Consider the following 24,912-nt stretch of genomic DNA (forward strand, 5'->3'; position numbering starts at 1 on the left):
CTAACTGAATTATTTAATTAGTTCAAACATGGCCTCAATTTCAACTGGGATATTTCCTGGAAGCATCATGCCTACGGCACTTCGTACACCGATGCCATGTTCGGGTCCGAAGACTTCGGCCATCAATTCGCTAAAACCGTTAATAACCAATGGCTGTTGCCCAAATTCGGGCGTAGAATTAACCATTCCCAGCACCTTAACCACCCTCTTTATTTTATCCAGTTCACCAAAATGAGTTACAATCGTCGAGAGCATAGTTAAACCTACCTGACGAGCTGCTTCTTTGGCCTGCTCAAGATTAAGATCATCCCCGGCTCTTCCTACCATTAAGCTGCCGTCGTTCTGCATGGGTCCCTGCCCGGAAACATAAAGAAAATTGTCGACGACCAAAACCGGTTTATAAACTCCGGCTGGAGGAGGGGCAGGAGGCAGTACTACTCCCATTGCTTTGAGTTGTTGAGAAGGAGACATATTCATATGAGTATAATTTAGGATTACAGTCTAAATATACCATATTAGTAGGTGAATGTAAAAGGCTTGAAACTAATCCTCTCAGGGGATTAGATTTCTAATTATCTGTTTTTTCTTCCCAGTTTTTCAATCTTTTTTAGCCATTTGGACCGGTAAGCTGGTTTAGATAGTCTGATAGGACCAATTGTGGTTGCCCTTACCGGGCTAACTCCTATAAAATTTAATGTCAATTTTTTCATTGCGAAATAGCTGGGCCTGTGATTTATAAGAAAGTAGAACCATGCCGGTTGGTCTAAAGTACTGATAATTCGAGCAGATTTGCCGGTCAGGTACTTATCCCACCAGACAGAACCCTCTCTTTTCTTGAATGCAAATCCGGGAAGTAGCACCCTATCCAGGAAGCCTTTCATAATTCCGGGTACAGAACCCCACCATACCGGATATACCCAAACCAAATGATCTGCCCATTTAATCTTTTCCTGAGCTTCTAAAAGGTCGGGTTCAAGATCTGTCCTTTGGCGATATCCAAATTGCAGATTTGGGTTAAAACTAAGTTCACGGATGTTTATTTCCTGAATAATTGCCCCGGAGGATTGGGCTCCTTTTTTATAGGCTTCGGCAATGGCGAAATTAAAACTTTCTTCATCCGGGTGACCATTTATGATAAGTATTTTTTTCATGGAAGTTTTTTAATTATTGAGCAATGAAAGCAAGAGTAATAAGACAAGTTAGTTATAAATTCTCTAGTGTATTGGAATACATTTTTTTTAACTTGTAGTCTCAAGTTCTAATTATGAATAAAAGAGATTTTTTAAGGCAAATGGTAGGATTAGCTGCAGTGAGCCCATTTTTGCCAATGACGTTAAAGGCCAATACTATTAATGTACCTGAGGGCTATGATTACCATTTTGAAGATGACTTTTGGAAAAGGATACGAAAAGATTACGCCCTAAAGCCCGAATACGTCAATTTGGAAAACGGCTATTATAATATAGCCCCCCAACCCACTATAAATAAATTTGTAGAGCATGTGAAGATGGTCAATTACCAGGGATCTCATTATATGAGGACCGTACAGTGGGACAACAAAAAGCGAGTAGCTGATAAATTGGCCAGGCTGGTGAATTGTGGTAATGATGAATTGGTAATTACCAGGAATACTACAGAATCTTTGGATCTGATAATCGGAGGCTTCCCATGGAAAGCCGGGGACGAAGCCGTCTTTGCTAAACAGGATTACGGCTCAATGAGAGACCATTTTGAATTGGTCGCAAAAAGATACGGGATAGTTAATAAAATAATTTCGGTGCCTAATCACCCAGCTTCTGATGAAGAAATAGTAGCACTCTACGAATCGCAGATCACCCCAAAGACCAGATTAATTATGGTTTGCCACATGATAAACATTACCGGTCAGATTTTACCGGTAAGGAAGATTTGTGATATGGCTCACAGTCATGGTGTTGAGGTTATGGTTGATGGTGCGCATTGTGTGGGTCATATTAATGTAGATATTAAAGAATTAGATTGCGATTATTACGGCTCTAGCTTACATAAATGGCTGAGTACCCCGCTGGGAGCAGGATTGCTTTATGTTTCAAGGGATCATATTCCTAAAATATGGCCGCTACTGGCAGATTTCATTGATGACCCCAATGATGTTCGCAGACTTAACCATACCGGGACCCACCCTGTTCATACCGATCTGGCCATTGAAGATGCCATAGATTACCTGGAAGTGATCGGAATGGAAAGGAAGGAAAAAAGAATGCGCCAATTACAACGATACTGGAGCAACCAGTTAAGAACAACTCCCAAAGTAGTCATTAATACCCCTCTTGAACCGCATAGGAGCTGCGGCATTGCCAATGTAGGCATAGAAGGAATAAAACCTGCCCACCTTGCCAAAACCCTCCTGGATGAATTCAAGATTTTTACAGTGGCCATAGATTATGCAAATGTTCAGGGCTGTAGAATTACACCAAATGTATATACTACCTTCGATGAATTAGACCAGTTTGTAAAGGCCATAAAGACACTTGCCGAACGCGTTTAACCTCACAATTTAAAAAGGAGGGCAATATTCGAAATCGGACATTAATTTTTTGTAACTTTAATAGGAACCCTTGGCGCAGAAAATTACATTTTGTCCATATCAACCAATACACATTATTGGGGTATAATTGGTGATACATCACTTTACTTATGATATCTGGAGCACAATTAATAGGTGCTTTTATTTTCGAAAATATTTTCTATCATGACACCTTTACTATTATCGGGCATTTTATTCGGACTTTTTTTACTTGCCGGTATCCGAATAATTTTTGAATATAAGCGGGCACTCAAGTTTAGATTTGGTAAATATATCAAAACACTGAAACCAGGTTTCAGGTGGGTAATTCCCCTGGTTGAAACTGTACAGATTGTAGATATCAGGGTAATTACAATCAATGTGGTTTCACAGGAAGTAATGACAGAGGATAATGTACCATGCAGTATTGACGGGGTAGTATTCTTTAAGATCAATAATCCTGAGAAGGCAGTCCTGGAGGTAGAAGAATATAAATTCGCGATCACCCAATTGTCTCAGGCTGCCCTAAGAGATGTTTGCGGTAAAGTTGAATTGGATACTATTTTGAGTAAGCGTGAAGAAATGGGCAAGAATATCAAACAGATTGTTGAGCAGGAAACCAGCGAATGGGGAATTGATATAATTGACGTTAAAATTAAAGATATTCAACTACCTGAAAACATGAGAAGAATGATGGCCAACCAGGCGGAAGCTGAAAGATCAAGGAGGGCCAGAATCATCTTAGCATTGGCAGAGGAACAGGCCGCGGGCAAACTTCTGGAAGCTGGAAAGCTAATAGATCAGTCTCCGTCTGCCATTAAACTAAGACTCTACCAGACGCTTTCAAATATTGCCGCAGAGAAAAATTCTACTATTCTTTTCCCATTCCCGGAAGAGGTATTGCCTAGAAATTCTAAAGAAGAAACATAAAAATTCCATAAATTTCAGTACATTTTAGTTGGCGCTGGCTACCTATGAATTCTTCTGTTGAGATTCCTGACATATGTCATAGTATTTCAATAATAAGGATTATAGCTTGGCCTCTTCAAAAAAACCTTCTGTAACTCAAATTTCTTTCATATGGGAATCACCAATATAAATGGCAACTTTAGGAACACTATTGTTGTTTTACGAATTTTAATAGGCTGGCACTTTTTATATGAAGGTGTCATTAAGTTGTACAATCCGGAATGGACGTCCTTCGGCTACCTTGCCACCGCCCAGGGTCCCTTAAAATTTTTATTTGTGCCCCTCGCCAATGAAAATATTATTCAATGGGTAGATATAATGAACTGCGGTGCTTTGGTTATTGTCGGAATCACTTTTATTCTTGGCATATATGAGAAATTAGGGGCTTTTATCGGGGTAGCGCTACTGGCATTATATTATTGGGCGCATCCCCCATTTCCGTGGTTAACTCAATTGAACGTGGAGGGCAGTTATTGGTTTGTCAATAAGAATTTGATAGAGCTTGTTGGCTGCCTGATCATTTATCAGTTCCCTACCGGAGATCATTTTGGATTTAAACGTATTTTTTCAAAAACCAAACAAATCACTAAAACAGAAGAATTATGAAGTGGACCAGAAGAGACGTATTAAAAGGATTAGGAGGAGTGCCTGTTCTTGGAGCCGTATGGTGGGCAGGTGCAGCCAGTACTTTAACTCAAAAAAAGAAACGTTCTGAAATACTGGAACAGCTCAATATACAACCCTCATTGCCTTCGGTGGTCCAGGACATTAGTGGGGAGCCCTTGAGGGTAGGTATTATCGGGTTTGGTATAAGAGGAGAGCAATTGTGCAGATCATTAGGTTTTGCCACCAAAGAATGGTTGGCTAAAATGGAGGAGGAAGTAAAAGAGAATCCTCAAAATAAGGGACTGGAAGATTTCTTAAACCAGGAAAAACTAAATGTGAAACTCGTTGCAGTATGTGATGCTTTTGATGTAAGAGCAGAAAAAGCAATTCGTTCTTTTTCAACCAAAGAGAGCACCATGAAGCGCTATAAGACGCATCAGGACATGATCAGAAGTGGAGATGTACATGCAGTCATTGTTGCTACTCCGGATCATTGGCACGCACCTATGGCCATTGATGCTTTGGAAAACAATGTTCATGTGTATCTAGAAAAGCCAATGACCCACACTATTGAAGAGACTTATTTGCTTAGAGATGCCGCTGAGAAATCTAATGCTATACTGCAAGTGGGGCACCAGCACAGACAAACCCTAAGTTTTAAAACGGCTCAGGATATTATGAAAAAAGGAGTTATTGGTCATGTTTCTTTAGTACAAACCAATACCAATAGAAATGACGACAATGGGGCATGGAATTATGATATCCATGAAAAAGCCAATGAAGGAACTATTGACTGGGATCTATTCCTGGGTTCTGCTCCTAAAATTCCATTTAATAAAAATCATTTTTTCCGTTGGAGGAAATGGTGGGCTTATGGTTCTGGCTTATCCGGAGATCTTCTGACCCATGATTACGATCGTCTGAACTGTGTTCTCAATATGGGGATTCCTAAGGCGGTTACTGCTTCGGGAGGTATTTATACCCATAACGACGGGCGTAACGTACCTGATGTTTTGCAGGTAAACATGGAATTCCCAAATTATAGTCTGGGAAGCAGCCAGGATGCAGGAAAGGAAAATGGGATGACTTTTGTATACAGTGCTACCCTGGGCAATGGTTATAACAGACCCACCATTTTAATGGGACATGACGGTACTCTGGAGTTAGGGAACAGACTTACAATATGGCCCGATAGGGGCTCTACCAAATATGCCGAAATGCTGGAGGCTAAAAAGATGATGCCCAATATTCCGGTATATCAGTACAATCCGGGGGCAAATATGCCGGATGCAGTTGCCTCTGCAACTTCGCAATACTTTGCGGATAAGGGATTAATGTGGACATATATTGATGGGGTAAGGGTAGACTCTACTTTCTTACATCTTCAGGAGTGGCTGGGTGCTATTAAAAATGGCAGTAAAGTCAGTTGCGGCATTAAAGAAGGTTTTGATGAAGCAATTAGTGCCCATATGGCTGGAATTTCATATAAACTGGGGAGAAGAATTGAATGGGACGAATCAGAACAAAAACTGGTACCTGTAGAAGGAGTGGATTTTAATGAAGTTTTACTTTCTGATATGTAGTAATTAGGGCAATGGCGTTCTGACAGGATTTTCTCAACTATCTTAAATGTTGTTGGCTTTTGGGGTTATTCAATGATCCGGTCATTTGGAGCAGAGTTGCTATTTATTCTGAGAAGCTTGGAAAAGGTGATAAATATCATATTAAATGGTGTTTAACTATGTTAATTTCAAGTATTTAAATCTCAGAGTTATGCAAGTCAAGAAAAATCCACACGCCGATTTAAACCGAAACAGCGGGCTTTACTTTGTAATTGGATTAAGCCTGGTTTTATTCTTAACATGGAGAGCTTTAGAATATAAAAGTTATCCTAAAGAAGATGTTTTGGTTGAGGCCATTGCGGCCACAGATGATCTAAAGGAAGATGTTCCTGTAACGGAAGTGCTTAAAACAACACCTCCGCCACCACCACCTGCTGCTCCCGAAGTGATTGAAATAGTTGAAGATGCAGAAGAAATTGAAGAAACTATTATTGAAAGTACGGAAACAAGTCAGGATGCTGTAATTGAAGAAGTATTGGATGTCGATGATGTAGAAGTAGGTGAATTAGAAGAGGAAATCACGGTGCCATTTGCTGTTATTGAGAATGTTCCCGTTTTTCCCGGTTGTGAGAACCTAACAAACAATGATGAGCGAAAAGCTTGTTTTCAAAAGAAAATGCAGGAGCACGTTATGAAGGAGTTTCATTACCCCGAAGTTGCTCTGGAGCTGGGAATCATGGGTAAAGTGTACGTGCAATTTAGTATAGATTCTAAGGGGTACGTAAATGGTATCAGGACCAGAGGACCAGACAAACTACTTGAGAGAGAAGCTCATCGAATTGTAGCAGCATTACCAAAGATGACTCCCGGAATGCAAAGAGGGAAACCCGTAAGAGTACCCTATAGTATTCCTGTTAATTTTAGAATCCAATAGAAACTACTTACTTTCTTATAAGACACACAAGATCAATTTGAATAACGAGCCCCGTTTACGGGGCTCAACTTTTACCCCTTATCCATATAATCTATCAGCTTTTGAGGCCCTTCAAGTAGTACCCGGATGACCTTAAGAATACCGGTCTCAGTGGTAGCGATCTGCCATTTTATTAGTGAGATGCTGCCATTTTCAATTTCTATTCCGGTAATGCTCCTCGGATGTACACAGCTACCATCGTTAAAAAATGGGATATCTCCCGGTTCCGGAAACCTGGGCCTGTGGGTATGTCCGGCGATTGTGATTAAAAGATTGTTTTGAAGTATCCACCTTTTAATTCTACGCTCAACTTTTATAAGTTCTTTGTAATTCTTAGCTGGGCTGGTAGGGTCTGCAATTCCCCAGACTTGCAGAGGTTTCCATAATACCCGTACCAAAAACCGATTAAACCTCCAGCCTATGTAGTTCATGAAATCTGCCTGATGGCCATGAGCCAGGAATAACTCCTGCCCGGTTTTCTGATGCTTTAAGACAATAGCTTCATGATAGACCAGGTCTTCCATAAGTACTTTCTCTTTTTCTTCTTTAGGTTCAAAATAGGAGTACAATTGCTCTTTTACATACCCTTTCTTTCTATAGACCATATCATGATTTCCCCACAGCATATGAAGCCTGTTTTCTTCATGATATTGCTTCATGAGCATGAAAATATTCTTATGAGCTAAAAAAATAGGCTCAAAACTCCTATTTTCCCATAGTTCATCCCCATCGCCCAATTCACAATAGTTGAAACCTTCATTGTAATAATGCCTTAGGGCATGGAAATATATATTTCTATTGTTAGAAAAATCGTCCGCAAAGCTATTATCCCCGCGATGACAATCGCTAAAAAGGATAAATTTAGAGGAATCATCAAAGGGAATCACCTTGGCATTTTTATAGGCCCTTGTAAGTCTAAAATTGGAAGACATGCGACGATTTATTAATTATAAGACAAGTATAAAGTTGTAAAGCACTGATAATCAATATATAAAATTGAAATATCGTTTAATAAGTCAAAGAAATTTTCAAATACCTGAAAGTCTCCAGACCTTTTTTAATGACCTTCAAATATCCTAAAAAAAGCGCGGATGGGCGTAAAGATTCCTTTAACAATTACAAAAAGCTTTCTTTTGTAATTTTACAGGGAATATACGGACTAACAAATTATGATGGCAGGTAAGGAAAAGATTATGCCCTTGAAGCATCTCATTAGCTTTGATAAGCTTTTGAAGCGCTATGATGAGATGGCAAAAAGCAAGGATAAGGATTTAGCGGCCAGGGCGAAGCGTGTGCTGAAGGCTCAGGCCCCGTTTCCCGAATTACGTGAAGGTTTTACAGATGTTTCTCTCCTAGAAGAACACAAAGACGTCATAAGAATTATTCTACAGGATTCTTTCTCAGAGGTATTAACAGAAAATGAAATAAAGGTTGCTTCTTTGCCTTATTACGATATCGTTTTTAATTCTTCAAAACGTTTTCAAAAAATAGTAGAAACTGCCGGGCCCAATTTTAAACCCGTATTAAGAAACCTTGCTGAAGGAATAGATTATATTATGGGGTGTGTGGTGATCCTTGGATATTACTACGGCTATAAGTTTGATTTTAGCAGACCCTATTTTTACGATATACCTGATGCCAACGGTGTAATGCGCCATTATCGGATACTGTACAATGCAGATTTCCTGGAAGTATTGCCAACAGAAAATTCTTTGGATCTTACCCAGGATGATGTGGATGAACTTCTGGATAATCCCAACGATCTGGAACTTTGGAAAACAAAAATTCCCCCGGAGAGTTTTATATCCAAAGGATTTGTTATCTCCAATATGTTCGATGTTACTACAGAACAGGCCATTTCTGACATTAAATCGGGTCTGATCGGGAATGATAAAAGGGGCAATGAAAATTTTATTCAGGATTTGCAGGAAACGTTCAGATCGTTTTTTAAAACCAAAAATCTCAAAGTTGGTTTTGTGACCTATAATGCGCGTGAGGATCAATTTGAGCGGGTCTATGGCAAGGGGATGGAAAGCTTTATTCTCCGGGAAGATGAAAAACAAGAGTGTAATGATGCCCTGTGCCAGGGTTCTTATAAGAAATTGTTGGTAGATAACACCTATTTTGCCATTGCCGATGTGGACAGATTCTTCAGGGTCTCGGAAGGTGCAGCGCCTTACAAAGGACTCAAGGAACAGGGTATTAAAAGTGCTGTTTTTGCGCCAATTGCATCAAATGGCGATTTACTTGGGGTATTAGAGGTTGTTTCCAGTAAAAAGGGAGAACTCAATGCCGTTAATGCTCAAAAGTTAGATGATATAATGCCTTTTATTGTTTCGGCTGTAATTCGTTCCAAAATTGAAGAAGAGAATTTAATTGATGCCATAATTCAGAACGAATGTACCTCTGTTCATTCTTCAGTGTACTGGCGTTTTCAGGAAGAAGCCAAGAGATTTATTAAGGAAGACCTTCAGGGACAACAGCCGTCGTTCCAGGAAATTGTATTTAATGATGTTTATCCACTTTATGGACAGGTAGATATTAAAGGTTCTTCTAATGCAAGAAATACGGCAATACAGCGAGACCTGATTATACAGCTAACAGCAATTAATGAAGTAATTAAAATAGCATTTGAGAAAGAAAAGCTTCCGATTTATGAAGAACTCATCTTTAGGGCCGAAAACCTGATTACCAGTATTAAAGACACCCTATATTCTAGTAGTGAACAGAATATCTTCGATTTCATTAAGGATGAAGTAGCACCCGTGTTTAAGCACTACAAGAAATCTGATCCGGAACTCAAAAGGCTGGTACAGGAATATGAAAAGACTATAGATCCTACTACTCACACATATTATGACCACAGAAGAAATTACGATGAAAGCGTAATGGAAATCAACAAGAGCCTGGTAGCCGTTATAGATCAAAAGCAAGCGCAGGCGCAGGAAATGTTCCCTCATTATTTTGAGCGTTATAAGACTGATGGGGTAGAACACAATATGTATATTGGAGAATCTATTTCCGGGAATAAAAAGTTTAATTCCTTATATCTTAACAACTTAAGGTTGTGGCAGTTACAGGTAATGTGTGAAATGGAGAATACCTACTACAATCTTAAACCAGAATTGCCTGTACAACTAGATGTAGCTTCTCTCATCCTGGTCTATAGCACTTCATTGTCTATTCGCTTTAGAATGGATGAGAAACAGTTTGATGTGGACGGGACATATAACGCCAGATACGAAATCATCAAAAAAAGAATTGATAAATCCTTTATTAAAGGAACCAGTGAAAGGCTTACCCAAAATGGTAAGCTTGCAATCGTCTATTCACAACGGAAAGATGAACAGGAGTACTTGAGGTATATTTCTTTCCTGAAAGCTAAGGGCTATTTTACCAATAATATTGAGATAGTAGAATTAGAAGGACTTCAAGGGGTATCAGGTCTAAAGGCCATCAGGGCGGAGATTCTATACAAAAAGGGCGAAGAGTCTAACAAAACCTACACCTATGATGATCTGATGGAAGAATTGAAGGCCTAATCTTTATTTAAGGCTATCTGTCTGGCCCTAATTGCCAGAAGGCAAGACCAAAGGCGAGTACCGAAATAATAATCCCTATCATGAAAATGGTGTATGTCCATCTCAGGATATTATATTTCCTGTTTAATACCAATCCCAGGAAATAAAGATCTTTGGTGAGCGAAGAATAGATATATTCTTTGTCTTTTACCAATTCTTTAATGGCCCATTCATATTCATCTAACTTCATCTTGTGGAAGTTGCCAAAGAATAGAAGATTCACCTTTTTATTGGTGACATCCTCTTTGGTAAATTGTCCACTGGTAATATTTGGCCTGGTAGCCAATACCGCCAAAATCATAGATACCACGCTAAATATTATAAAAATAGTAGTAGGGTAGATGAGATAAGCATTAGAAGGGTTATCTAACTTGGGTATCAGATTTGAAAGTGCCACAGAGATAATAATGGCATTCACAGAGAGTAGAATATTAGCCTTGGTATCGGCGATGTCACTTAAAGTGATATGATTTTTAAGCGTTACGCGGAACAAAGTCTGAATTCCCCTATCCGGACTTTCATTTTTGTATTTTGCCTTTAACTGTTCTTTTTTGGCAATTTCTTTTTCCGTTTTTTTCTCTTTAATTATCCTTTTTAGATTTTTGTCTTTTCCGGCCTGCCAGTTTTCTTTGGCGTAGTCTGTATAATAACTATGCTCAGAACGGAACATTTTTACATTTTCATCCCTCCATGATTTTTGGGAATATTCCGCAATACCTAATAGAGCAAGCTCTTCACGTAAAAATTCTGCAGTTTCCAGATAGCTGTCTCGTGACAAGTGTGAGGCATCCGCATCACGTATAATTTTTTGCAGTAATGAGGTAGGTTCATAAAATCTTTTGGTAGCAAGAATGCACGACTCTACCTTGGCAATTTTTTCATCTTTTACTCCCAGTTTACCAAGAAATTCCCTGGCTATTAAACAGCTATTTTCTTCATGATTTTCAGAACCCTTAGTATAGCCCGTGTCATGAAGCCATGTCGCCAAAAGTAAGATCTCGCGTTCTTCTTCATTCAGATCATGAGAGTTCAATAATTCTTCACTACTTTTAACTACACGTTGGGTATGCCGTAAATTGTGATAAAGGAATTTTGGGTCTAACTCCTTAGACAATAATTCTGTAACAAATTGTTCAGTTTTTGCTATTAATTCCGACATATGATTATGTTTACACCTGGCAAATTACAAAATTTTGACGTTGAGCATGACAAAACATTACGTACTTATCTTAATAGTTTTACTAGCAAGTGGTTGTGCTAGCTACAAAGCACAATATAGTGAACAAGGATCTGATAAAGATATAATTTCACCTCAAGAAGTTGCACACACTTTTTATCTTATAGGAGATGCCGGACTATCACCCGAAGGAGGATTAAATCCAGCACTTAAAAATTTTAAATCACAGCTATCCAAGGCAGATCAAAACAGCACCGCAATTTTCTTGGGAGACAATATCTATCCTGCCGGTTTACCTAAGAAAAGCGATGAGGGGTATATGGCGGCCAAACATAACCTGGATGCTCAAATCAGTGTTCTTGAGGATTTTAACGGAAATGCCTTTTTTATCCCTGGGAATCACGATTGGTATAACGACGGTCTAAAAGGGTTAAAACGGCAGCAGAAATACATTGAAGAACAATTGCAAAGTAAGAAAGTCTTTTACCCTGAAAACGGTTGTCCTATCGAGGACATCAAAATATCTGATAAAATTGTGGTCATTGCAATAGATACTAAATGGTACCTGGCAGATTGGGATAAGCACCCCAATATAAACGATGATTGTGAGATAAAGAGCAGAACAAAGTTTTTTGAAGAAATTGAAAGTCTGATAAAGAAAAACAGGGACAAAACCACCTTAATAGCATTGCATCATCCCATGTTTACCTATGGCTCACACGGGGGGCAATTTTCTTTTAAAAAGAGTCTTAGTCCAATCCCTGTGCTGGGCACTTTCATAAATATGTTGAGGCGCACCACCGGGGCCTCACCTGAGGACCTTCAAAACAAAAGGTACCGAGATTTAAAGAAGAGATTGGTTACACTTGCACAATACTCCGATAGAGTAATTTTAGCTTCCGGCCATGAGCATACCCTGCAATATATCGTTGAGGACAATACCCCTCAGATTGTAAGTGGTTCTGGAGCTAAAAAAGGAGCGGCACGCTTATTAAATGGAAGCAAATTTGCAACAGGTCAGATGGGATATGCTACCCTGGAAGTTTATAAAGATGGTGCTTCAAGAGTCCGGTATTTTGGGACATCTGAAACATCAGGGGGAAAGTTCTTATTTACTTCAGAGGTACTGCCTCCTTACAGGGAAGTAAAGACGACTATGCAAACAAGAGATTTTCCTCCCGAAGTAAAGGCATCGGTGTATACTAAGGAAGAGACAGATAAAACGAACTTTTTTAAGAGTATATGGGGAGAGCGTTACAGAGAATTATACAGTAGGGAGGTGACCGCTCCAACAGTTCGTTTAGATACTTTGTTTGGCGGTTTGCGACCTGTGAGAAAAGGGGGTGGACATCAGTCTAAATCGCTCCGCTTAGAACACAAAAGTGGGAGACAGTATGTAATGCGTGCCTTGAAAAAAAGTGCGGAGCTGTACCTTCAGGCTATGGCATTTCAGGACCAATATATTGTGGGAGATTTTGAAGACACTTATACAGAAGATCTTTTAAGCGATTTCTATACAGGATCGCACCCGTATGCTCCATTTACTATTGGAAAGTTATCTGATGCAGTGGACATATTTCATACCAATCCGGTGTTGTACTATATTCCTAAACAGCCTGCTCTTGAAGAATACAACAAAGATTTTGGGGATGAACTCTATATGATTGAAGAACATACCTCCGAAGGCCACGATATTGAAAGTTTTGGATATACAAAGGCGATAGAAAGTACGGATGATCTTATAAAGAATCTTAGAGAAGATGAAAAATACCAGGTTGATAAGGCCGCTTATATAAGGGCCAGATTATTTGATATGATGATTGGGGATTGGGACAGACATGTAGATCAGTGGCGCTGGGCAGAATTTAAGGACGAGGATAGCGGAAAAGTAATATATAAGCCCATACCAAGGGATAGGGACCAGGCTTTCTCAATAATGGGAGATGGTGCCCTTATGAATCTGGCAACCAGAATTGTTCCTGGATTGAGATTAATGGAAGGTTTTACAGAGGAAATAAGAAGTGTCCGAGGGTTTAATTCCTCTCCGAAAACCTATGTGCTGGACATGGCCATACTCCCTGAAACACATTTGGAACTCTGGGAAGAGCAAGCCAGATTCATTCAGGAAAATATAACTGAAGAGGTTATAGACGACGCTTTTAAAGCATTTCCAAAGGAAGTTCATGACGAGACAGTGGTGAAGATCAAAAAAATTCTATTGGCACGAAAACACCATCTTATGGCAACGGCTAAAGAGTATTACAGGGTCATTAACAAATATGGGGTGGTAATTGGAACAGATAAGGACGACTATTTTACAATAAAAGGCCTCTCTCCAGAGCAGACCGAGGTAATAGGACAGCGAATCAAGGGAGGTGAGAAGGCAGAAATATTTTTTAAGAAAACGTATGACAAGAACATAACCAAGGAGATTTGGATTTATGGCCTGGATGATGATGATGTCTTTGAATCTAGTGGAAAAACTGCAATAAAGGTGCGACTTATTGGAGGCCAGAATAACGATACCTATAAGATTGCTACCAGAAGTGGAATTCAGATTTATGAACATAGAAACAAGAATAATAATTTTGAAGAAGCAGCCAAAGCCCGGATTCACAAGACAAATGACTATAATACCAACACCTATTTATTTAGCAAACTAAAAAGTAGTTTCAACCAAATTATCCCTACTATTGGTTCTAACCCGGATGATGGATTTAAAATTGGGCTTACCAATATCTATACGTTCAACGGCTTTAAACAAAATCCTTTTACCCAACAGCATACACTTAATGCCGCCTTCTATTTTGCGACAAGTGGTTTTGATTTAGGGTATAAGGGAGAGTTTGCTCAGGTTCTTGGGAAGGCCAATCTGGAATTGGACGCCAAATTTACCAGCCCTAACTTCAGTATAAATTTCTTTGGTTTCGGGAACGAAACAGTCAACCTGGATGACGATCTTGACCTGGACTATAATAGGGTAAAAATTCAGACACTGCGGCTGGCTCCATCCTTGGTGTGGAGGGGTGATCTCGGTTCTAAATTCAGGCTGGGCATGTCTTATGAGACCATTGAAGTGGAAGAAACTGAGGATAGATTTATCAATACATTTTATCAGGCCAATGGGGCGGAAACCAACAATGATTTTTTTGGGGTAGACGGGCAGTACACTTATAGTAATGTGGATAATGCGGCATTCCCGACTATGGGGATGGCAACTTCTCTACATGCGGGATATACCACCAACCTTGATAATAGTGATCAAAGTTTTTCCTATATAATCCCAAGCCTCTCTATGGCTTATAAATTAGCGTCTAATGGGAGATGGGTAGTTGCCACCAAATTGAAAGCCCATTTCAATATCGGAGATGATTTTGAGTTTTATCAGGCAGCCAGTATTGGGGGGACAAATGGCCTTAGAGGGTTTAGAAATCAGCGTTTTGCCGGCAAAAAAGCCTTCTATCAGAATACAGACTTAAGGCTTAGTATTACCGATTTTAAAACTGGGTTGTTGCCTGTGGGGATTGGTCTGTATGGAGGATTTGATTACGGTCGGGTTTGGCTACCTGAAGATGATTCCAATATATGGCATACTTCTGTCGGAGGAGGCTTTTTCGTTAACGGAGCGGATATTATCTCGGCAAATATGGCTCTGTTTAATAGTGATGACGGCCTTAGGTTTACCTTTGGTCTTGGCTTTGGTTTCTGATACTATTTGATCTTAAAAGAATACAAATTTCTACCCTTGCCATGGCGTCGCTCATCAGAAAGTAGCAAGGTACTGTCGTTCTTAAAACAAACAGATTCTAGTTGGGTAGAAGTACCCAGGTCTATACTTGTAATTTTACCATTTGTAAAATCATCATCCTTAAAGTCTGTTATAATCCACAACATTCCATACCCTAAAAGAACAACTTTTTGGTTGTCCGAAGAGATAGTGGCTGAGGTGACTATACATTTGGCAGCATTTTCACAAAGGGTAATAGATCCCAAAAGCCGGGCTTTATGCTCCCCGGGCTGCGCAGGTATTTTGTAGATCTGGGCGTCGCCTTTAAAAGGTCTGGACTTATTTTTTGTAATCAGATAGAGATTATCGTCTTTGTAGAAGAGGGCTTCCGCATCGTATTTAAAGTCTTTGGACTTGGGAGGAAATTTCTTTTGCCCAGGATAAGAAAAATAAATCTTTCTAGCAGCAATTTTATCTCCTTTTTCTTTTGTGGGATCAGGTACTTTATAAATCACCAATTGTTTCCTGGTATTGCCATTATTACCGATATCGGCAATATAAACATTGCCTTTGTCATCTTTGGCCAGGTCTTCCCAATCCTTGTTTTTTGCATTAGTTACCTTAAATTTCTTTATAAGATGACCTTCAAAATCTACTTCAAACAGTTCATCCGTATTTCCATTGTCTTCAATTACCCAGATTTTGTTGTCTTCCAGGGCAACTATTCCGGAATTCTCATCTAGTTTTTTAGGGAGTTTGGTTATAAAGGTCAATTGGCCATAATTGGAACAGCTCACCAACACCATGAAAATAATAAGAGGAAGTATTCTATTCATCAGAATCTTCTTTTAGAGGTAAATACACTTCAGCTTTCCAAAGTAATTCATCACCTCCCATATTTGGGTTGTTATGGAAAACTTCTATCGGAAGCCCTGTAACTTCTTGTTTGGTCTTTTCGGCCTGATTAAGTAAGGCATACCAGGCGCGGTCAGAAGTTATATAATTTCCATTATAAATCGCTTTCAAAGCGGGTTTAGCCTTTAGCTCTTTATACTTTAATAAAGGGTGTTCAGGCAAGCTGTCTGATGCGATTATCGGATAGCAAAAATTGTATTTCAAACTGTCTGTCACTTTATCCCAGGAAGTTACTTCTATAAAAGGGAGGCCATTCAATTTTACTTTGTTATTGACAAGAAAGTTACTTAGCAACGGAAAATTGTTCATCATTCCCTGTGCTTTACCAAATTGGGTCGTGCTCACTTCTACATATGCACAATAGGTGGGGCCAAAAACATCTTTCCCGGCCATGGTAATTCTAATTTTACCAATGTGTTCCTTTAATTTTGAATGAAAATCTAACAATGTTTTTCGTGTGCGCTTTTCAAAATCCGTATCCTTAAAGGGAATTTTGAGTTTGTTCATAAAGCTATGGTCCTTGTCTTTGGCATAGACCTGGATTTTGGTAAGGCTATCATTCAGTACGGAGAGTTTCCAATGGTAGATATGGGTAGAATCGGCAAATCCTAATGTCTGATTTAAGGCATCAATACCTTCTGTTGATTCAATTTTACCATCGTCCAGGGTAATATTCCAGGTTTTGATGGTCTGATTTACTGCACCCACATTGGCTTTGGCCTTAAAGGTCACCTTATAATCATAAGACTTAAGAAAGAGATACCATATCAGGCCACCTAGTAAAAGGATCCCAATTGCAACAATGAATTTCTTCATAAATTAATTTACTGCCAGCTTTTCTTCATTTTTCATGTTCAAATTCTCTATAAAGAATTTTCCAAGATCACGACCTTGTTTAACACCTATATCTACGGCTTTTCGATAATGAATTCCACCATACATCCTGCTTATCGCTGCCTCGTCGGCGGCCTGGTTGAATGAAGCAAAACTTCTTATCGGCAGCCCATATGCCAGTTCGGTATCATCAGCGAAGGCAAAATTCTCACCAAAAATATCAGTTAATGCCGTTGCTGCTGCACCAGACACTACACTGTGCCCACTTGTATATTCGGGAAACGGAGGAGTTTGTAAAACCGGCTGCCAGCTATCGTCAAAGTGCTTGTTAATAAGCGTTTCCGGCCTAATTAAGTTACTTCTGTATTTTTCGTCCCAGCAACTTATAAAAGCATCTGCAATAGCCATAGAGGTTTTGGTATAAGCAAATACGGTATCATCAAAGTTACTTTCCGTTTGCTTTGCAGCAATTTTTACTATTCCAATCCAATGTGCCCCTGGAGTAATTTTTTTTGTGGCAAACATTAAATGGCCACGAGTTACAGAAACGTAAGGATTACAATCCCAAAAGCGGGCAATTGCAACCTCTTCGGATTCGTCGCCTTTCTCTGTTATTTCGTTGCTGATATCATAAACCTCTTTTACCTCATTGTAGAATTCACTGCCTTTTTCCATGCTAAATGGCGGAGGAGGTTCTGGTTTAAACTGATCAGCAGATTTTATTACAAAAGGTCTGATTTTATTCCAATGTGGTTCTATCCCTTCCATGTAGGCAGGGGGGGTAGGCTGCCATCTGGAAACGTCTTCAATCTCCACGGTAAATTTGGGCATGGTCCTGGTCTGGTTATAGTTATCTTCGTTCATCCAGCTTCCAATATGATCCGATACCAGCAGGCCATATTCTTTAGACGCTTCAAATTCTATCTTATTCATAGCCTCCCAGCTGGTATAAAGACTATCCCTCAAGGGGGTTAACTTCTCCTCAGAAAATATTAATTTTCTACTTAGATCTATATGTGCAATAAGGGCCGCCAGCTGATAATTAACTGCTTTGGTCGAATCAGGTTCTGGGATGGCTGTTAAATCGCGTACCTGCCCGACAAGAGAATTATATTGCTCATTTTGCAGTGCAATGATCTCATAGGCGGCGACATTGGGATAGGCAAATATCCGGCTAGCCACAGGGGGTGAAAATATGTCATGGATCATAATCTCCACAACTTTATCGATACTATTGTGTAGTTCACTTGGTGCAACCTCTATGGGTTCTGAGTTTTTGGTACAAGCCGATAACACAGCTACTAATACCAGTACAATTATTTTCTTCATCATTCTCCAGTTTTATTTATTAATTGGTAGACCTGGACCTTTTCATTGTTGAAGGTCGCTAATACATATGGTTGGTTGTTAAGTGTAATTACATCTAAGCTCCTGGCTGATTTGTGAGCAAAGTCTAACCCTAGTTTAGACCCCAAAATTACGTCATTTTTGCCGTTAATCATAGCGCCGCTAAAGGAATCAAATCTCCCGTGAAATGGTTTTACCCCAAAATAGTTGCCCGCTGCCAGGACTTCAGTAGCATTGTCGCCATCAAAATCGTAAACTAGAAGTGCCATAATAGGTGCAACTTGCATTTCATTTTGGAATGGGATAAAAGTATACTCCCCGTTATTATTTTCAAGATATCCGGAACGCAATTCATCCACCGTTAAAACATCGGCTGTTTTCAACGCCTTTTTTTCAAAAATTTGATCCAGGGTTTTTCCTGCAAATTGGTTGTATGATGTAAATTTTTTTCTAAGGCTGACGATCTGAGAAGCCAGGCCGTCAAAACTTTCTGCAGGATAATATTCTCCATTCTTGGCAATGGCAATAATTGTTTCGGTATTCCCGTTTTCATCAAAATCTGAATAGTACATTTTTAATGGGAATTTTACCGAAGCGTTGAATTTACTATTGGTGCCCCAATTCCCCAAAACATAATCTATATCTCCGTCATGGTCTATATCAAATGGGGCAATGCATTGCCATAAACCATTTATTTTGCCTGTCAAGGGGGTAATTTCCTCTAGTTCCCCAGCGGTGTTTTTAAAGAATCTGGGAGACATCCATTCCCCAATCACTATAAGATCTTTTTGCCCATCGTTATCAATATCGTCCCAAATGGCATCCGTAATCATGCCTGCCTGCTGCAGTTCCGCAAGCTTAACATCCGATAATATTCCATCGTCATTTCTAAGGAGATAGGAACTGGGGATTTTTCCAAAATCGTTGCTAATGGCCTGGTTACCTATAAAGAGATCCAGATCTCCATCCTGGTCAATATCACATGGCTTAACCACGGAAGTGTTTTCAAAATTGCGAGGAGTAGAGGAGGCGCTAAAGGCACTATCATTTTGGGTAAAATAACTATCTAGAAGTGGCTCCATCTCATTGTAAAAATCTCCCCCTCCGCTGCCAACAAAGAGGTCATTTTTACCATCCTTGTCAAAATCTGCAATTACTGCGGCAATATCTTCTTTGATAGAATCATTAACAAAAGCTGTTATTTCTTTCTCTATATAAAGCGAATCGGACTGTACAAATAGTTTGGAAGGGATAAATTTGGATCCTCCAAAGAACACATCGGGCTTGTTGTCATTATTCAGGTCTCCTATCGCAATTGCCGGGCCGCGATCAGCAATTTGGTAGGGTATGAGTTTCTGCCTGTTGAAATCTATATAGCCATCTTCTTTATGGTGGAAGGTCAGGCCCAGATTGTTTTCCACCTTTTTAAAAACTTCTTTTGTTTCTGGCCGTAAACTTCCATAGTTAAAAGGTTGTGGGTTTTCCGGTTTAATTTTAAGCGTTTGATTTACAGCAATGTCTTTGACGGTTTGAAACCTTCCATCGGGCCAGACAATTCTAAGAGAATCCACTACTGTTGCCTGTCCGTACCCAAAGTGAACCATGGGTTCAGAAGAGGCCTGAAACCCTCTTACAGTGTACAATTCTTTGTATTGGAGATTGCCTTGATGATAAGAAAAAACCTTTGTGCCAATACCCAAATGGTTAGGTGAAGTATAATTAAATTTGAGCTTTAGATAAGCCGACTTGGAATTCGTTTTATTCACGTATACCACTGCAGTACTATTGCTATTATTTGCAACCAGGTCCAGATCACCATCCAGATCCAGGTCTGCCAGTGCCGTTGCTCCCGAAAAAAGAGTGTCTTTGGTAATCCACTGCCCGGATTTGTTTTCAAATTTCAGGGTTTCGGAGCCCTTAAAAATGTAATTGGATACTGCCCCTGAAGGCATCATATCAAGCGCTTGTTGATCTACAAGTTTGGTATTGTTTAATTTGATCCTGATTTGTTCATCGGATACAAATTTGATATAGTCCAGATCGTTTGGCCGTTTGGGGACACCATTTGAGATAAAAACATCCTGATGGCCGTCCTGATCATAATCTTCAAAGAGTGCGCTCCAACTCCAGTCGGTTGCGGCAATACCACTTTGTAGCGCAGTTTCTGTATAACTGCTGCCCTGTTGATTCAAGTAAAGCATATTTCTTGGAAATTGATAATGATATCCAAATTGCTTTGTTCTTAATTTCTGTGTTTGTATATCATCATCTCCTTCTGAAGTTTTAAGCACTTTTTCATCTTCCGGGAGCATGTCTAATGAAATTATATCGGGCCATCCATCATGGTTAATGTCTGCAACATCATTACCCATGGAAAACCTTGTGGTATGCCCAAAATACGCTTTCAAACTTTCAGAGAATGTCCCATCACCATTATTCAGATAATAATAATCATCTTCGTGAAAATCGTTGCCAACATAAATATCAGCGTAGCCGTCCTGATTAAAATCTGCCACTGCCACCCCTAGGCCATAACCGTTTACACCTCCATAGATTCCTGCCTCTTCACTAACATCGATGAATTTACCATTGTCATTTCTGAGGAGTTTGTCTCCTGTCTGGTAGTTTCTTTTGCGACGAATATCTGCATGCCCATAAGATTCCTGGGTATGTACGGCATGATTTAAAAGATACATATCCAGATCCCCGTCCAGGTCGTAATCCAAAAATGCTGCAGAGGAGCTGTAAGTGTCAAAATCTAGTCCGTATTCTGCGGCTTTCTCCGTAAATGTATTATCACCATTGTTGATATAGAGTTCATTATAACCGTCAAAACCATTTATCCCGACAACTGCACAAACATAGATGTCTAATAGGCCATCGCCGTTAACATCTCCCATTACGGCACCGGTATTCCAACTACTATTTCCAAGTATCCCTGCTGTTTCGGAAATGTCTTCAAAGGCCATATTACCTTTGTTTAAATATAAGCGGTTCTTTACCTGGTTCCCTGAAAAAAAGATATCCGGAAGTTCGTCGCCATTAATATCTCCAACAGCCACACCACCGCCATTGTAGAAATAGAGGTAATCCAGAATATTAAGGTCCTCGGTTTCAGATAGTGTATTGGTAAAAGTAATTCCGGTCTCACCAGCTGGCGGGTTACTAAAAAGTTCTCCTTCCTTATTTCCGCAAGATGCAAAGACCAGCAAGGCCAGAATTCCAAATATTTTTTTATTCATTAAGTGCAAAAATCTTTGGTTTGCCATCATTTATTGCTGCAAAAATATATTTATTCCCCTGCTTATCAACGAAAGGTTTTAAATGCTTAATTTCTTCTCGTACAAAAAATCCACTGCTGTTATAATCCTGCCATTTAAACCCCAGATTGCCATCACCCAGGAGTACAGACCCGTAACTTGCGTCCAGGCGAGAATACTGCGGTTTAAATTCAAAGTTATTACCTCCCATAATTAAATCGAGGTGGCCATCGTTATTAACGTCGGTACAGGAGATACCGCAAACACATGATAACTGTACCCGCCCCGGAAGAGTTTTAATAGTATATCTGCCCTCGCCTTCATTTACGGCGATGACAGAAGCAGAAATAGCCACTTTTTTCATTATAGAATTCTCAAATATTTCTGGAGGAAACAATTCATCAATGCTTTTCCTGGAGTATTCAGAAGCCTTTAGATTTTGCTTTTTTAATGACACCAATTGTTCTGTCAGTTCTCTTTTCTGATGAATTGGATAGTCTTTCCCATTTTCCCCAATAGTGACTATTTGTTCAATTGAACCGTTGTTGTCAAAATCGTTTACCCATATTTTCATAGGGCCAGCTTCTGTGGGCCTGTAATGCAAATTATTTCCTTCGTTACCCAGAATAAGATCCATATCACCGTCTTTGTCCAGATCTGCTGCTTCTATAGCATTCCACCATCCGTGCAGACTATCCAGTTCTGTAATTGAATGGGATAGGCGTCTACCAGAATTTTTAAAGATTTTAGGAGTACCCCATTCAGAGATGGTTACCAAATCTTTTTTAGTGTCACCATCCATATCTGCCCATAAAGATTTTGTAACCATGCCCGCATCTTTAAGATCATAGGCCAATCTTTCGGTTGCGTCTAAAAAGGTACCATCACCCTGATTTTCCAAAAATAAATGGTTGGGATCTAGCCCATAAGTACCTACAACACTTCTGGAACCTATGAAAACATCTACATCTCCATCATCATCAAAATCGTGGGCAGAAATGCTTGCAATATTCTTAAAAGCTGAAGGAATACTCTCGGTAGAGGCACTAAAATTACCCTTCCCGTCATTAAAATACAGTCGGGCCCTGTAACTCTGGTGGCTTCCCCTTTCATTACCCCCGGAACCAACCATAAGATCTATGTCGCCATCACCGTCCGCGTCAAAAAAGGCAGCTGCAGTATCTTCGTAAATTGCATCTGCTTCCAACGCCCGTTGAACAAGAGGTCTTAACGCTCCTTTTCCGGAATGCCTATAGACCACCCCGCTTTTGCCTTTCGCACCACCAAGGAATACATCGTCATCCCCGTCACCATCTATATCCCCGATTGCAAGCGATGGGCCTTCCTGAGAAAGTAATTTGTTGATAAGACCTTCATTGTCAAAATCGTTGTAACTATTCTCCTGATGTGCAATTAACCGTTGGGAGCTAATTTCTTTAAAAAGAGTTTTTCCATGGCTTTCGTTTTGAGCCACATATTTATCTGTAGCATCTGATATTTTGAACTCCAGGAGTTGATTTACTGCTACATCTGTTAATTTTTGTGTGCGATCATCAGGCCAGATTATCCGAATGGAGTCTACTTTTTGGTACTCCCCCAAACCAATGGTCATAATATAGTCCATCGAGGATTGAAAGCCTCTGAAAGGGACTAATTCCTGCATTACCACCCTATCGTCATAATACAGCATAGCGGTAGTGCCAATTGCGAATTTGTTCTTCTCAGCACCTTCAAATTTTAGTTTTATATAATTCCTGTCCAGTCGCTCAGAGGTATTATTTTTATAAATAAAAGCGTCCATATTGACGTTATTTACAACCACATCTAAATCTCCGTCATTATCCAAATCACCATAAGCTGCACCGTTAGACATACTTGGCAATTCGAATCCCCATTCCTTGTTGGCGTTATCAAATGTGATATCGCCATTGTTTTTAAACGCGAAATTGGGTTGAGGTTTTATAGGCATTTTATTGATAATAGAATCTATGGATTCCTTCCTTCCCGTTAATGCCATGTTCTGGATAATCTCATTAGCAAAGAAATCGACAAAATCCAGATCTGTGAGATCATGATTAATACCGTTAGTTACGTAAATGTCTCTCAGGCCGTCATTATCCATATCAAAAAGAAGCCCTGCCCAACTCCAATCTGTAGCATCTACGCCACTGTAATAAGCAATTTCTGAAAATGATCCATTACCGTTGTTGAGCTGTAAAGTATTTTGAATGTATTGCTGATAAAAATCCTTGCTCTGTTTTAGTTTAAATACGTCATAACCCTCAAATTCCATTACGGCCTTTACGCGCTGGTCTTTTTCAGGAAGCATATCTGTAATAAAAATCTCGGCATTACCATCGTTGTTAATATCGGCCATATCTATACCCATGGCTGAGAGCGATAGGTGGGAGGTCCATTTTTTAATTTCTTCTCTAAAAGTCCCGTCCTGATTATTGATATATAAATAATCTCTTTCATAGAAATCATTGGATACATAGATGTCCGGATAGAGATCCTTATTGATATCAGTAACCACCACTCCAAGGCCAAATCCTATTAAGCTTCCGTAAATCCCTGCTTCTTCACTTACATCTACAAATTTGCCATCGTCATTTCTCAATAACATATCCCCGACTCCTTTGAATATATCTGGTACGCCTTTCCAGTCTTGTGCTCTTACATGCCTTTGTTCGGCATAGCCCAGACTGCTCACCGGAATATTACTATTGTTTAAAATATAAGCATCAAGATCCCCGTCTTTATCGTAATCGAAGAAAGTGGCATGTGTTGTGAACCCGGTTTTTGCCAGATTATATTCCGCTGCTTTTTCTGTGAAAGTAAGATCCCCATTATTGATATACAGGTCATTGTCATGGTTATTGCCTTCCATGTTCCCGGCATTGCTGACGTAAATGTCTAAAAGTCCATCCTGATTAATATCTACCATATTAACACCTGTAGACCAGGGCTTATTCCCTTCAATACCGGCTGAAGCCGATATATCTTCAAATTTAAAGTCGCCTTTATTCAAATAAAGTTTATTGGCCACCATATTGCCCGTAAAGTAGATATCTGCAAGGCCATCATTATTTATATCTCCAATTGCTACACCACCCCCATTGTAGAAATTCCTGTACTTAAAAATGTTGAAATTCTTCTGGTTCTCTACGCTATTTACAAAATCTATCCCGGTTTGGTCGGGAGATAATAGTGCAAAAAGGGTTGCTGAGTTGTTCTCTTTCTTTTGATTTGCTTCCTTATCCTTGGTACATGATAGGAACAGTACAATGAAAAGTGAAAGTACTGTTATTTTCAATCTGTAAATCGCCATTTTTCTCTCTCGTTCGTTTTGATTAAAAAGATCAGATAATTTAGATTTCTTCACAATATGTAATCCTTAATTTCTATTGATATTC

The 24,912-nt window shown here is 39.5% G+C and carries 16 protein-coding genes; 7 read left to right on the top strand and 9 right to left on the bottom strand.

Going from position 1 to position 24,912, the window contains the following annotated elements; translation table 11 throughout:
* Positions 1–9: 9 nt before the first annotated feature.
* Both J1G40_RS02295 and J1G40_RS02300 read right to left on the bottom strand, forming a co-directional pair.
* Positions 10–477, bottom strand: coding sequence for a RidA family protein (locus J1G40_RS02295; RefSeq protein WP_265240660.1), 468 nt, complete (start codon positions 475–477; stop codon positions 10–12).
* Between the two features lie 95 nt (positions 478–572).
* Positions 573–1,151 (bottom strand): NAD(P)H-dependent oxidoreductase, encoded by a 579-nt coding sequence (locus J1G40_RS02300; RefSeq protein WP_265240661.1) that lies wholly within the window; start codon positions 1,149–1,151, stop codon positions 573–575.
* A gap of 113 nt (positions 1,152–1,264) precedes the next feature.
* Between J1G40_RS02300 and J1G40_RS02305 the strand changes: the two genes are divergently transcribed.
* The 5 genes from J1G40_RS02305 to J1G40_RS02325 all read left to right on the top strand — a co-directional run bounded on the left by J1G40_RS02305 (position 1,265) and on the right by J1G40_RS02325 (position 6,616).
* Positions 1,265–2,527, top strand: coding sequence for an aminotransferase class V-fold PLP-dependent enzyme (locus J1G40_RS02305; protein WP_265240662.1), 1,263 nt, complete (start codon positions 1,265–1,267; stop codon positions 2,525–2,527).
* 204 nt (positions 2,528–2,731) lie between these two features.
* Entirely contained in the window at positions 2,732–3,475 is a 744-nt protein-coding gene (locus J1G40_RS02310) for a slipin family protein (protein ID WP_265240663.1), read from the top strand.
* A gap of 150 nt (positions 3,476–3,625) precedes the next feature.
* Positions 3,626–4,120 carry a DoxX family membrane protein gene (locus tag J1G40_RS02315; protein ID WP_265240664.1) on the top strand — a complete coding sequence of 165 codons (495 nt, stop codon included), beginning with the start codon at positions 3,626–3,628 and terminating at the stop codon, positions 4,118–4,120.
* Complete coding sequence (locus J1G40_RS02320; protein ID WP_265240665.1) at positions 4,117–5,703, top strand: Gfo/Idh/MocA family protein; 1,587 nt, start codon at positions 4,117–4,119, stop codon at positions 5,701–5,703. The genes J1G40_RS02315 and J1G40_RS02320 overlap by 4 nt, the downstream gene beginning before the upstream one ends.
* Positions 5,704–5,893: 190 nt before the next feature.
* Entirely contained in the window at positions 5,894–6,616 is a 723-nt protein-coding gene (locus J1G40_RS02325) for an energy transducer TonB (RefSeq protein ID WP_265240666.1), read from the top strand.
* Positions 6,617–6,687: 71 nt separating this feature from the next.
* Here J1G40_RS02325 and J1G40_RS02330 read toward each other — a convergent pair whose 3' ends face one another.
* Positions 6,688–7,587 carry a metallophosphoesterase gene (locus J1G40_RS02330; RefSeq protein WP_265240667.1) on the bottom strand — a complete coding sequence of 300 codons (900 nt, stop codon included), beginning with the start codon at positions 7,585–7,587 and terminating at the stop codon, positions 6,688–6,690.
* A 237-nt stretch (positions 7,588–7,824) separates the two neighbouring features.
* Here J1G40_RS02330 and J1G40_RS02335 point away from each other — a divergent pair, with 237 nt between their 5' ends.
* Positions 7,825–10,197 carry a GAF domain-containing protein gene (locus tag J1G40_RS02335; RefSeq protein WP_265240668.1) on the top strand — a complete coding sequence of 791 codons (2,373 nt, stop codon included), beginning with the start codon at positions 7,825–7,827 and terminating at the stop codon, positions 10,195–10,197.
* Between the two features lie 13 nt (positions 10,198–10,210).
* Here the strand turns inward: J1G40_RS02335 and J1G40_RS02340 are convergent, their stop codons facing one another.
* Complete coding sequence (locus J1G40_RS02340) at positions 10,211–11,395, bottom strand: Pycsar system effector family protein (protein WP_265240669.1); 1,185 nt, start codon at positions 11,393–11,395, stop codon at positions 10,211–10,213.
* A gap of 46 nt (positions 11,396–11,441) precedes the next feature.
* Here J1G40_RS02340 and J1G40_RS02345 point away from each other — a divergent pair, with 46 nt between their 5' ends.
* Entirely contained in the window at positions 11,442–15,122 is a 3,681-nt protein-coding gene (locus J1G40_RS02345; RefSeq protein WP_265240670.1) for a BamA/TamA family outer membrane protein, read from the top strand.
* 2 nt (positions 15,123–15,124) lie between these two features.
* Here the strand turns inward: J1G40_RS02345 and J1G40_RS02350 are convergent, their stop codons facing one another.
* The 5 genes from J1G40_RS02350 to J1G40_RS02370 are packed head-to-tail and all read right to left on the bottom strand — an operon-like array spanning position 15,125 to position 24,827.
* Complete coding sequence (locus tag J1G40_RS02350) at positions 15,125–15,976, bottom strand: hypothetical protein (RefSeq protein ID WP_265240671.1); 852 nt, start codon at positions 15,974–15,976, stop codon at positions 15,125–15,127.
* Complete coding sequence (locus tag J1G40_RS02355) at positions 15,969–16,871, bottom strand: AraC family transcriptional regulator (protein WP_265240672.1); 903 nt, start codon at positions 16,869–16,871, stop codon at positions 15,969–15,971. Before J1G40_RS02355 ends, J1G40_RS02350 begins: the two co-directional genes overlap by 8 nt.
* 3 nt (positions 16,872–16,874) lie before the next feature.
* Positions 16,875–18,221, bottom strand: a complete 1,347-nt coding sequence (locus J1G40_RS02360; RefSeq protein WP_265240673.1) for a vanadium-dependent haloperoxidase — start codon at positions 18,219–18,221, stop codon at positions 16,875–16,877.
* A complete protein-coding gene (locus J1G40_RS02365; protein ID WP_265240674.1) occupies positions 18,218–21,478 on the bottom strand; it encodes a VCBS repeat-containing protein in 3,261 nt (1,086 codons plus the stop codon). Before J1G40_RS02365 ends, J1G40_RS02360 begins: the two co-directional genes overlap by 4 nt.
* Positions 21,471–24,827, bottom strand: coding sequence for a VCBS repeat-containing protein (locus J1G40_RS02370; RefSeq protein ID WP_265240830.1), 3,357 nt, complete (start codon positions 24,825–24,827; stop codon positions 21,471–21,473). The genes J1G40_RS02365 and J1G40_RS02370 overlap by 8 nt, the downstream gene beginning before the upstream one ends.
* Positions 24,828–24,912 lie beyond the last annotated feature (85 nt).

It is taken from the genome of Muriicola sp. Z0-33 (assembly GCF_026126425.1).
Taxonomy (GTDB): Bacteria; Bacteroidota; Bacteroidia; order Flavobacteriales; family Flavobacteriaceae; genus JAFMPW01.